The sequence below is a fragment of the Streptosporangium subroseum genome (genome assembly GCF_900188345.1).
GTDB lineage: Bacteria > Actinomycetota > Actinomycetes > Streptosporangiales > Streptosporangiaceae > Streptosporangium > Streptosporangium subroseum.
This window is the reverse complement of sequence record NZ_FZOD01000090.1, coordinates 19,537-32,068: the sequence shown is the minus strand read 5'-3', so window position 1 is coordinate 32,068 and position 12,532 is coordinate 19,537. Positions and strand designations below refer to the sequence as shown.

At 75.4% G+C, this 12,532-nt stretch carries 1 protein-coding gene; it reads right to left on the bottom strand.

Going from position 1 to position 12,532, the window contains the following annotated elements:
* The coding region (locus CHC08_RS50310) for a type I polyketide synthase (protein WP_179282571.1) at nucleotides 1-12,495 on the bottom strand (12,495 nt) is incomplete at its 3' end.
* Between the last annotated feature and the right edge of the window lie 37 nt (nucleotides 12,496-12,532).

Sequence of the window (12,532 nt, the reverse complement as noted above, 5' to 3'; positions counted from 1 at the left end):
GAGGATGACGTGGGCGTTGGTGCCGCTGATCCCGAACGAGGACACCGCCGCGCGACGCGGCCGGTCGACCTCCGGCCAGGCCCGCGCCTCGGTCAACAATTCGACCGAGCCCGCCGTCCAGTCCACCTGAGAGGTGGGAGCGTCCACGTGCAGGGTGGCCGGCAGCGTGCCGTGCCGCATGGCCTGCACCATCTTGATGATCCCGGCCACACCCGCCGCCGCCTGCGTGTGCCCCAGGTTGGACTTGATCGAGCCCAGCCAGAGCGGTGTCTCCCGATCCTGACCGTACGTGGCCAGCAACGCCTGAGCCTCGATCGGGTCGCCCAGCCCCGTACCGGTGCCGTGCGCCTCCACGACGTCCACGTCGGTGGCGGAGATCCGCGCGTTGGCCAGCGCCTGGCGGATGACGCGCTGCTGCGACGGACCGTTCGGCGCGGTCATCCCGTTCGACGCGCCGTCCTGGTTCACCGCGCTGCCCCGCACCACCGCCAGGACCGGGTGGCCCAGGCGTTCTGCGTCGGCGAGCCGCTCGACCAGCAGCATGCCGACGCCTTCGCCCCAGCCGGTGCCGTCCGCGCCTTCGGCGAAGGACTTGCACCGGCCGTCGGCGGCCAGGCCGCGCTGTCGGGAGAATCCGATGAACGTGTTCGGCGTCCCCATCACGGTCACGCCGCCCGCGAGCGCGGCGTCGCACTCCCCGCTGCGCAGCGCCTGGATCGCCAGGTGCAGCGCCACCAGCGACGACGAACACGCGGTGTCAACGGTGACCGCCGGCCCCTCAAGACCAAATGTGTAGGACACTCGGCCGGAGGCGATGCTGCCGCCGGTGCCCATGAAGCCCTCGGCGCTGTCGTCCGAAGCGCCCAGCACCATCGAGTAGTCGTTGTACATCACACCGGCGAACACCCCGGTCCGCGAACCGCGCAGCCCCTGCGGGTCGATCCCGGCGCGTTCGAACGCCTCCCAGGACGTCTCCAGCAGCAGCCGGTGCTGCGGATCCATCGCCAGCGCCTCACGCGGCGAGATCCCGAACACCGCGGGGTCGAAGTCCCCCGCGTTGTAGAGGAACCCACCCTCCCGGGTGTAGGAGGTGCCGGGGTTGTCGGGATCCGGGTGGTACAGGTTCTCCACGTCCCAGCCGCGGTCCTCGGGGAAGAACCCGACACCGTCCCGGCCGGCCGCGACCAGATCCCAGAGCTCCTCCGGGGAGCTGACGCCACCCGGGTAGCGACAGGCCATGCCGACGATCGCGATCGGCTCATCCGAGGCGACCGCGGCGGTCACCACGGGGATCGCCGCGGCGGCCGCCCCGGAGAGCTCTCCGCCCAGGTACGCGGCGAGCGCGGCGATGTTCGGGTAGTCGAAGACCAGCGTGGACGGCAGCCGCAGCCCGGTCACCGTGCCCAGGCGGTTACGCAGTTCGACCGCGGTCAGGGAGTCGAAGCCCAGCTCACTGAAGGCCCGCTCGGGGTCGACGGCCGACCCGTCGGCGTGGCCGAGGACCGTCGCCACGTGGGTGCGGACCAGGTCGAGAACGATCCGCTCGCGTTCGGCGTCCGGCAGTCCGGCCAGGCGCGCGGCGAACCCGCCGCCCGCCGAGCCCGCCGCCGCGCGCCGTCCCGGCGCGGGAAGCAGCCCGCGCAGTAGCGGCGGCGCCCAGCCCCGGGCCCGCAGCGCGGCGAGGTCGAGGCCGAGCGGCGCGACGACCGCGTGGCCGGCGGTCAGCGCGGCGTCGAACGCGGCCAGGCCCTGCTCGACGCTGAGCGGCACGATCCCGGCCTGCCGGGCCCGGGACCGCTCGGCGTCGCTGAGCCCGCCGCCCATGCCGGCGTCCCACAGGCCCCAGGCGAGCGAGGTCGCCGGGACGCCCTCCCCCCGCAACTTGGCGGCGTACGCGTCGAGGAAGGCGTTGGCGGCGGCGTAGTTGGCCTGCCCGGCATTGCCGAACAGCCCCGCCGCCGACGAGTACAGCACAAAGGCGCTGAGCCGGTGGTCGGCCGTGGCGGCGCGCAGGTTGACCGCGGCGTCCACCTTGGCCCGGAACACCGCCCGCAGCCGCTCCGGGGTGAGGTCGGCCAGGAGGGCGTCGTCCAGCACGCCGGCGGCGTGGATGACCGCGGTGACCGGCTCGTCCCGCAGGACGTCGGCGACCGCGTCGGCGTCGGCCAGGTCGCACGCGACCGACCGCACCGTCGCGCCGTCGAGGTCGACCGCTCCGCCGGACCGGGAGAGCAGGAGCAGGTCGCGGGCGCCGTGCGCCCGCACCAGATGCCGGGCGACCAGCCGTCCCAGCGTGCCCGTGGCGCCGGTGACCACCACGAGGCCGTCACCCAGGTCCACCGTGCCCGACGCCTGGATCCGCGCCAGGCGCGGCACCCGCGCGACGCCGTCGCGGACCAGCGCCTCCGGCAGCGGGAGGACAGTCTCCTCGGGAGCGTCGAGAAGATGGATCCGGTCCGGGTGCTCGGCCTGCGCCGATCGCACCAGGCCCCACAGCGCGGCGCCGTCGGGGTCGGTGATCTCGTCGCCGACCGCGCCGAAGGTCCGTACGACCAGCCGGGAATCGGCCCAGGCCGGGTCGGCGAGCCAGGTCTGCAGCAGGGTGAGCAGTGCCGCGGCGCGTTCGCCCGCCGCACCGGGCGCGGTCGCGTCGACCGTCAGCACCGGGGTGGGAGCCGGTAGCGCGGCGCCGAGCGGGATCGTGGCCCGGGGCTCCTCGGAGCTCTCGGCCTCCTCCGGCACCCACTCCACGCCGTAGAGCAGTCGCTCGGCGGCCGAGAGCTGCCCCCCGGAGACCGGCCGGAGCGTCAGCTGCTCGACCTCGGCCACCGGCAGGCCGGACTCGTCGGCCAGCGCGACCCGCACGCTGCCCGGGCTCGTCCCGACGGTGAGTCGCGCTCGCAGCGTCGTCCCGGCCTCGCCGGAGATCCGCACGCCGGCGAAGGCGAACGGCAGCCGGACGCCGTGCTCGGGTAGCAGCCCACCGGCGCCGACGGCGTGCAGGGCCGCGTCGAACAGCGCTGGGTGCAGCGCGTACCCGGTGCCGGCCTCATCGGTGCTGACCTCGGCGAACACCTCCTCGCCGCGCCGCCAGACCTTGCGCAGTGCCTGGAACACCGGGCCGTAGGCCATTCCGATGGCGGCGAGCGTCGGGTAGAAGTCCGTCAGCGACACCGGCTCGGCCCCGGCCGGCGGCCAGGAGACCAGCCCGGCGTCGGCCGTCTCCGCGGGCTGCGCGGTGAGCGAACCGGTCGCGTGGACGGTCCAGGGCTCGGTCTCGTCGGCGCGGGCGTGCAGCGTGACCGGGCGCGGGCCGTCGGCCGCGTCGCCCGCGACCGTGACCCTGACCTGGACGCCGCCGCCTGGCGGCAGGGTCAGCGGGGTCCGCAGCAGCAGTTCCTCCAGCGCGGGCGCGCCCGCCCGCTCACCGGCGGCCAGGGCCATCTCGACCAGCGCGGTGCCGGGCACCACGACCCGGTCGAGCACGACGTGGTCGGCCAGCCACGGGTGGGTGGCGACCGAGAGCCAGCCGGTGAGCACGGTGGCCGTCGAGTCGGGCAGTTCCACCGCGGCGCCGAGCAGGGCGTGGCCGGTGCCGACCAGGCCGAGGCCGGCCGGGTCGGACGCGTGCAGTCCGGGGCGCGGGCGAGGCCAGTAGGTGACGTGCTGGAAGGCGTAGGTGGGCAGTTCGAGCCGGGTCGCGCCGGTGCCGGCGAAGACCGCCGTCCAGTCCACCGCGACGCCGACCGTGAAGAGCTGCCCGATCGCGGCGAGCAGCGTCGCGGCCTCGTCGCGGCCGCGGCGCAGCGCCGCGACGGCGGTGCGGTCGGGGTGCGCGTCCTGCACCAGCGCGGTGAGGACGGCGTCCGGGCCGATCTCCAGAATCCGGTCGGCGTCGAGTGCGGCCAGCGCGTCGGCGAACCGGACCGGCCTGCGGACCTGCTCGACCCAGTACTCCGGGTCGGTCCACTCGTCCTGGTCGATCCTGGCGCCGGTCACGGTGGAGACCGCGCGCAGCCGCGGCTCGCTGAACCGCAGGCCCCGTACGACGTCGGCGAACTCGGCGAGCATCGGCTCCATCAGGCGGGAGTGGAACGCGTGGCTGGTGCGCAGCCGCGAGGTCTTCCAGCCCCACTCCGCCGCCACCTCCGCGACCCGATCGACGTCGGCCTCGGTGCCGGACACCACCACCGCGCGCGGCCCGTTCACCGCGGCGAGCTCGACGTCCGGGAAGGCCGTGCGCAGGTCCGTCTCGGACGCGCCGACCGCGAGCATCGCGCCGCCGGCGGGCAGCGCCTGCATGAGCCGGCCCCGAGCGGCGACCAGCGTGGCGGCGTCCGTCAGGGACAGGACCCCGGCGGCATAGGCGGCGGTGATCTCACCGATCGAGTGCCCGGCGACGACCTCCGGCGTGACGCCCCAGCCGCGCAGCAGGGTCAGCAGCGCGACCTCGACCGCGAAGATCGCCGGCTGCGCCCAACCGGTCTCATCCAGCCGCTCCTGATCGTCCAGGACATCGAGCAGAGGAAGATCGAGCGCGGCACAGACCTCGTTGAACGCGGTCGCGAACGCGGGAAACGCGTCATACAGCTCACGGCCCATACCGGCCCGCTGCGCGCCCTGACCGGTGAACACCATCGCCAGGCGCCCGTCGACGGCCACGCCTCCGCTCCTCGCACCGTCGGCGAGGTCCAGCAGGTCCATGACGGTCTGGTCGCCGGTGTGCGCCAGCACCACCGCCCGGTACGGCAGCGCGGCCCGGCCGGCCAGCGAGCGGCCGACGTCCAGAAGCCGCGCGGTGGGGCGCTCGTCGAGGAAGTCCAGCAGCCTGCCGGCCTGTCCGGCGAGGCCTGCGGCGTCGTGCCCGGAGAGCAGCAGCGGCACGACCGGCAGCGGGCTGCCGGCCTCCCGCTCCTCCGTCGGGGCGGGGGGCTCCTCGAGGATGACGTGGGCGTTGGTGCCGCTGATGCCGAACGAGGAGACGCCGGCCCGGCGGGGGTGGGCCGCGCGCGGCCAGGGGCGGGCCTCGGTCAGCAGCTCCACCGCTCCGGCGGCCCAGTCGACCTGCGGGGAGGGCCGGTCGACGTGCAGGGTGGGGGGCAGCACGCCGTAGTGCATGGCCAGCACCATCTTGATGATCCCCGCGACGCCCGCCGCGGCCTGGGTGTGGCCGAGGTTGGACTTGACCGAGCCGAGCCAGAGCGGGGCCCCGGTCCGGTCCTGGCCGTAGGTGGCGAGCAGTGCCTGCGCCTCGATCGGGTCGCCGAGGGTGGTGCCGGTGCCGTGCGCCTCGACCGCGTCGATCGCGGTGGGGGCGAGCCCGGCGACGGCCAGGGCCTGCCGGATGACCCGCTGCTGGGAGGGGCCGTTGGGGGCGGTGATGCCGTTGCTGGCGCCGTCCTGGTTGACCGCGCTGCCGCGGACCACGGCGAGGATCGGGTGGCCGGCGCGGCGGGCGTCGGAGAGCCGTTCGAGCAGCACGACACCGGCGCCCTCGCCCCAGCCGGTGCCGTCGCCGGCGGCGGAGAACGCCTTGCAGCGGCCGTCGGAGGCCAGGCCGCCCTGCCGGCTGAACTCGACGAAGGCGCCCGGGGTGGCCATGACGGTGACACCGCCGGCCAGCGCGAGGTCGCACTCGCCGGAGCGCAGCGCCTGGGCCGCCAGGTGCAGGGCGACCAGGGAGGAGGAGCAGGCGGTGTCGACGGTGATCGCCGGGCCCTCGAACCCGAAGGTGTAGGAGACCCGGCCGGAGACCAGGCTGACGGCGCTGGCCGCGCCGGCGTAGCCCTCGGCGCCGGTGCTGCCCTGTCGCAGCACCGTGGCGTAGTCGCTGTAGAGAACGCCGGCGAACACGCCGGTGCGGCTGCCGCGCAGCGTGGTCGCGTCGATGCCGGCGCGCTCCAGGGCCTCCCAGGAGGTCTCCAGCATCAGCCGCTGCTGCGGGTCCATGGCCACGGCCTCACGCGGGCTGATCCCGAAGAACCCGGCGTCGAACCGGCTGGCCCCGGTGAGGAACCCACCCTCCTGCGCGTGGGAGGTGCCGGGGTGGTCGGGATCCGCGTGGGAGAGCGCGTCGAGGTCCCAGCCGCGGTCGTCGGGGAAGCTGGAGACGCCGTCCCGGCCGTCGGCGAGCAGCCGCCAGAACTCCTCGGGGGTGCTCACCCCGCCCGGGTAGCGGCAGCCCATGCCCACGATGACGATGGGGTCGTCGAGATCGGTGGCGGAGGGCCGCAGCGGGGCGACCGGGGCGGTCTGTTCGGCCAGCGCGCCGACCAGCTCGCCGCGTAGGAACACCGCCAGCACCTGCGGGTTCGGATAGTCGAAGGTGAGCGTCGCCGGCAGCCGCAGGCTAGTGGCGGCGTTGAGCCGGTTGCGTAGCTCGACCGCGGTCAGCGAGTCGAATCCCAGCTCGCTGAACGCCCGTGCGGCCGGAATCGCGTCGCCGGAGGCGTGGCCGAGCACCGCGGCGACCTGGGTGCGGACCAGGTCCAGCAGCAACCGGTCCTGGTCGGCCGTGGCCAGGTCGGCCAGGCGCTGGAGCAGGGAGGCGGAGGTCGCACCGGTGGCCGCCCGCCGGACGGGCTCGCGGACCAGGCCGCGCAGCAGCGGCGGCAGGCCGACGTCGCCCTGCCGGGCGCGCAGCACGGTGTGGTCGATCCGGAGCGGCACCAGCAGCGGCCGCTCGGCGCCTGAGGCCGCGTCGAACAGGCCGAGGGCCTCGGGCAGTGCCAGCGGCGCGATGCCGCCGCGGCTCAGCCGCCGGCGGTCGACCTCCGACAGGTTCCCGGCCATGCCGACGGCGGTGTCCCAGGCGCCCCAGGCCAGCGAGGTGCCGGGCAGGCCGCGGCTGCGCCGGGCGGCGGCGAACGCGTCGAGGAACGCGTTGGCGGCGGCGTAGTTGCCCTGGCCGGGCGTGCCGAACAGACCGGCGACCGAGGAGTACAGCACAAAGGCGTCCAGGTCGGCGCCCGCGGTGGCCTCGTGCAGGTTGACCACCGCGTCCACCTTGGCGCGCAGCACCGCGTCGAGCCGGTCGGGGGTCAGTCCGGTGAGCACGGTGTCGTCCAGGACACCGGCGACGTGCACGACCGCGCGGACGTCCACGCCGTCCAGCACCCGGTCGAGGTCGTCGCGGTCGGCGACGTCGCAGCGGACCAGCCGGACCCGGGCGCCGGCCTCGGTCAGCTCCGACCACAGCTCGCCGGCGCCGGGCGCGTCGGTGCCGCTCCGGCTGAGCAGCAGCAGGTCGCGGACGCCCCGGGAGTGCACGAGGTGCCGGACGAGCAGGCCGCCGAGCGTGCCGGTGGCGCCGGTGACGACCGTGGTCCCGGTCTCGCGGGCCGTACGGGGCATCAGCAGGACGTTCTTGCCGACGTGCTTGGCCTGGCTGATGAAGCGGAACGCGTCGCGGGCGTGCCGGATGTCCCAGGCCCGCACCGGGGGCAGGCGCAGCTCTCCGGCCTCGAACAGGGCGAGGATCTCGGTGAGCATCGCGCGGATCCGGTCCGGGCCGGCCTCGAACAGGTCGAACGGCCGGTACCGGACGTCGGGGTGGTCCGCGGCGAGCCGGGCCGGGTCGCGCAGGTCGGTCTTGCCCATCTCCAGGAAGCGGCCGCCGCGCGGCAGCAGGGTCAGCGACGCGTCGATGAGTTCGTTGGCCAGCGAGTTGAGCACGACGTCGGCGCCCTGGCCGTCGGTGGTGCGGGCGAACTTCGCGGCGAACTCGGTACTGCGGGAGGAGGCGATGGCCTCCTCGGGAAGGCCGAGCGCGCGCAGGGCGTCCCACTTGGCCGGGCCGGCGGTGGCCAGGACCCGGGCGCCCAGGTGCCGGGCGATCTGGATCGCGGCGGTGCCGACACCGCCGGCGCCGGCGTGCACCAGCACGGTCTCCCCGGGCCGCACGTCGGCCAGGTCGACCAGCGCGTAGTAGGCGGTGAGGAAGGCCATCGGCACCGCGGCGGCCTCAGCGAACGTCCAGCCGGACGGCACCGGGACCAGCAGCCGGCCGTCGGTGACCGCGATCGGGCCGAACCCGCCGGCGAACGCGCCCATGACCCGGTCGCCCGGGGCGAGGTGCGACACGTCCGAGCCGACCTCCAGGACCACGCCGGCGCCCTCACTGCCCAGGTCGAGGGGGTTGTCGCTGGGGTAGACGCCGAGCGAGATCAGCACGTCGCGGAAGTTCAGGCCAGCGGCGCGGACGGCGACCCGCACCATGCCCGGCTCCAGCGGGCCCTCGGGCGCCGGATAGGCGGCCAGCCGCAGCTGGTCCAGGGTGCCGCCCGCCGTACTCTCCAGCCGCCAGGTCGGCGAGTCCGGGGGGGTCATCGCCGGGTCGGGGGCGATGCGGGCCAGCAGGGGCGCGGCGACGACGCCGGCGCGGATCAGCGCCTGCGGGACGTCGCCGACGGCGACCAGGGCGGGCAGCGCGGCCCACGACGCCGCGCCGCCGTCCACGTCGGCCAGGACGATCCGGGCCGGGTACTCCGACTGGGCGGAGCGGACCAGGCCCCAGACCGCGGCGTGCGCGAGGTCGGTGGGTTCCTCGCCGGGGCCGCCGGAGACCGCCCCGGTGGTGGTGACGACCAGCGTGGTCTCGGCGAGCCGCTCGTCGCCGATCCACCGCTGGAGCGCGGCCAGCACCCGCTGGGTGGCGGCGTGGACCCGGGCGGCCAGCCCGATCGGGTCGTCGTCGAGGCCTGTGGCCTCGGGCGGGCAGTCCAGCAGCAGCACCGCCGGCGAGCCGGTCAGGGAGTCCAGGTCGGCCAGTGGCAGGCCGGTGTCCCGGACGGCGCCGAGGGCGGCCCAGCCGGCCGGGGCCGGGGCCGCCTCCAGCGGACGTTCGACCCAGTCGACGCCGAACAGCGAGCGGGGCGCCTGCCGCGACCCGGCCTCGACCTGGGCGGTGGTCACCGGCCGCATGACCAGCGACCCGATCGTGACGACGACGGCCCCGGCGCCGTCCGCGGCGGAGAGCGCGACCCGGTCGTTGCCTGAGGGGGTGAGCCGGACGCGCAGCACCGTGGCGCCGACGGCGTGCACCGTGACGTCGGTGAAGGCGAACGCCATCCGGGCCGAGCGGTCGGCGCCGGTCCCGGCGAGCGCCACACCGTGCATCGCGGCGTCCAGCAGCGCGGGGTGGAGCTGGAACCGGGCGGCCTGACCCGCCTCGGACTCCGGCAGCGTCACCTCGGCGTAGACGTCCTCGCCGAGCCGCCAGGCGGCGGTCAGTCCCTGGAACGTCGGCCCGTAGCCGAAGCCGACGCCGGACAGCCGCTCGTAGAACCCGTCGACCGGCAGCGGCGTGGCGCCGGTCGGCGGCCAGACGCTCAGGTCGACCGGCGGGGCCTGCGGGCCGGTGCGCGCGAGGTACCCGGCGGCGTGCAGGGTCCACGGCTCGTCGGCCAGTGCGTCCTCGCTGCGGGAGTGGACGCCGACGGGACGCCGTCCGCTCTCGTCGGCGGCGCCGGTGACGACCTGCAGCGCGATGCCCCCGGACGCGGGGACGGAGAGCGGGGCCTGGATGGTCAGCTCCTCCAGCACCGGCGTGCCGACCTGCTCGCCGGCCCGCAGCGCCAGTTCCACCATCGCGGTGCCGGGCAGTACGGCGGTGCCGAGCACGGCGTGGTCGGCCAGCCACGGGTGGGTGGCGACGGAGAGCCGGCCGGTGAAGACGCTGCCGTCGCCGTCGGCGAGGGTCAGCACCGCGCCGAGCAGCGGGTGACCGGTCGCGGTCAGCCCCAGGCCGGCGGCGTCGACCGTGACCAGGTCCGCCGGCGACGGCCAGTACATCTGGTGCTGGAACGGGTAGGTGGGCAGGTCGAGCCGCTCGGCGGGGCGGGCGGGATAGAGCGTCGACCAGGCCACGGTGGAGCCGGCGGCGTGGAGCCTGGCCAGCGCGGTGAGGAACGTGGTGACCTCGTCGTGGTCCCGGCGCAGCGCGGCGACGCACACCGGGGCGTCCGGCAGGGTCTCGGCGGCCATCGCGGCCAGCACGGTGTCGGGGCCGAGCTCCAGGTAGCGGCCGGCGCCCAGGGCGTCCAGCGCGTGGACGGCGTCGGCGAACCGGACCGGCCGGCGCACCTGGTCGACCCAGTACCGCGGGTCACTCCACTGCCCGACGGCGACCGGGCGGCCGGTCACGCTGGAGACCGCGGCGAGGGTCGGCTCGGCGAAGCCGAGCCCGTGGACCACCGCTCCGAACTCGGCGAGCATCGGCTCCATCAGCCGGCTGTGGAAGGCGTGGCTGACGCGCAGCCTGGTGGCCTTCCAGCCGGCGTCGCGGGCCTTCTCCGCGAACCGGTCGATCGCGGCCTCGGGGCCGGAGAGCACGACGGCGGCCGGGCCGTTGACCGCGGCGATGTCGAGGTCGTCCAGGCCGGCTTCCCGTACGGCGTCCTCGGGGGCCTGGACGGCGAGCATCGCGCCGCCGGGCGGCAGCGCCTGCATCAGCCGGCCGCGCGCGACGACCAGCGCGGCGGCGTCGTCCAGGGAGAGCACCCCTGCGGCGTGGGCGGCGGCGATCTCACCGATCGAGTGGCCGGCGACGATCTCCGGCTCCAGGCCGAGGCCGCGCACGGTCTCCAGCAGGGCGACCTCGACCGCGAACAGGGCCGGCTGGGCGTAGCCGGTCCGGTGCAGCAGGTCGCTGTCGAGCACGTCTCGCAGAGAGGGGTCCCCCGGCTCCCGCACGAGGTGCCGGTCGAGCGCGGCGGCGACGGTGTCGAACGCCTCGGCGTACCGGGGGAACCGCTCGGCGAGCTGCCGGCCCATGGCCAGCCGCTGCGTGCCCTGCCCGGTGAACAGGAAGGCGAGCTTGCCGTCGGCCGGCTCGCCGGTGACCAGGCCGAGCCCCGGCTCGCCGACGGCGAGGGCGGCCAGGCCGCGCTGGAGTGCCTTCAGGTCGTCGGCGAGCACCACGGCGCGGTGCTCCAGCGCGGCGCGCCCGGTCGCCAGCGCCCAGCTCAGGTCGGCGATCTGCAGCTGCGGCCGGTCTTCGACGAAGGTGTAGAGCTGCTGGGCCTGCGCGCGCAGGGCGGCGGCGTCCCGGGCGGAGATCACGACCGGGATCGGCGCCGGACACGGCTCGCCCGGCTCGGTCTCGTCCTCGGCCGGCGCCGGCGGCTCCTCGATGATCATGTGGACGTTGGTGCCGCTGACGCCGAACGACGAGATGCCGGCCCGGCGGGGGGTGTCCCGGCGGGGCCAGGGGCGAGCCTCGGTGAGCGGCTCGACGGCGCCGGCGGCCCAGTCGACGTGCGGGGAGGGCTCGTCCAGGTGCAGCGACTTGGGCATGGTCTCGTGCCGCATCGCCAGCACGGCCTTCATCACGCCGGCGACGCCCGCGGCGGCCTGGGTGTGGCCGATGTTCGACTTGATCGAGCCCAGCCGGGCCGGGCCGCCGGTGCGGTCCTGCCCGTAGGTGGCGAGTACGGCCTGGGCCTCGATCGGGTCGCCGAGCCGGGTGCCGGTTCCGTGCGCCTCGATCAGCTCGACGTCGTCGACCGACAGCCCGGCGTTGGCCAGCGCCTGCCGGATGACCCGCTGCTGGGAGGGGCCGTTCGGCGCGGCGATGCCGTTGCTGGCGCCGTCCTGGTTGACCGCGCTGCCCTTGATCACGCCGAGGATGGGGTGGCCGAGGCGCTGCGCCCGGGAGAGCCGTTCCAGCAGCACCAGGCCGACGCCCTCGGAGAGCCCGATGCCGTCGGCGTCGGCGGAGAACGCCTTGCACCGGCCGTCGACGGCCAGGCCGCGCTGCCGGGAGAACTCGGTGAACGCGCCCGGGGTGGCCATCACGGTGACGCCGCCGGCCATCGCCATCGTGCACTCGTCGGCGCGCAGGGCCTGCGCGGCGAGGTGGATGGCGACCAGCGACGAGGAGCAGGCGGTGTCGATGGTGACGGCGGGGCCTTCCAGCCCGAGCGTGTAGGACACCCGGCCGGAGATGACCGCCGCGGTGGTTCCGGTGATCATGAAGCCGTCGGCGGCCTGCGCGGTGCCGCCGATGACCCGGACGTAGTCCTGCGTGTTGGAGCCGATGAACACGCCGGTGCGGCTGCCGCGCAGCGTGGCCGGGTCCACCCCGGCGCGCTCCAGCACCTCCCAGGACGCTTCGAGCACCTGCCGCTGCTGCGGGTCCATCGACAGCGCCTCACGCGGGCTGACGTCGAAGAACGCCGCGTCGAACGCGCCGGCGCCGGCCAGGAAGCCGCCCTCGGAGGCGTATCCGTCGACGTGCTCGGGGTCCGGGTCGTAGGCGTCGTCCAGGTCCCAGCCGCGGTCGGTGGGCGGGCGGCCGATCGCGTCGGTGCCGGTGTTCACCAGTCGCCACAGGTCGTCGGGGGTACGGACGTCACCCGGGTAGCGGCAGCTCATCGCCACGATCGCGATCGGCTCCCGATCGGCGGACTCGGCCTTGCGCAGCCGTTCGCGGGTCTGATGCAGATCCGCGGTGACCCGCTTCAGGTAGTCGAGGAGCTTCTCTTGATCAACCAACTCGGGCCTCACCAAGATCGGTTCGCGCGAAGCGCGG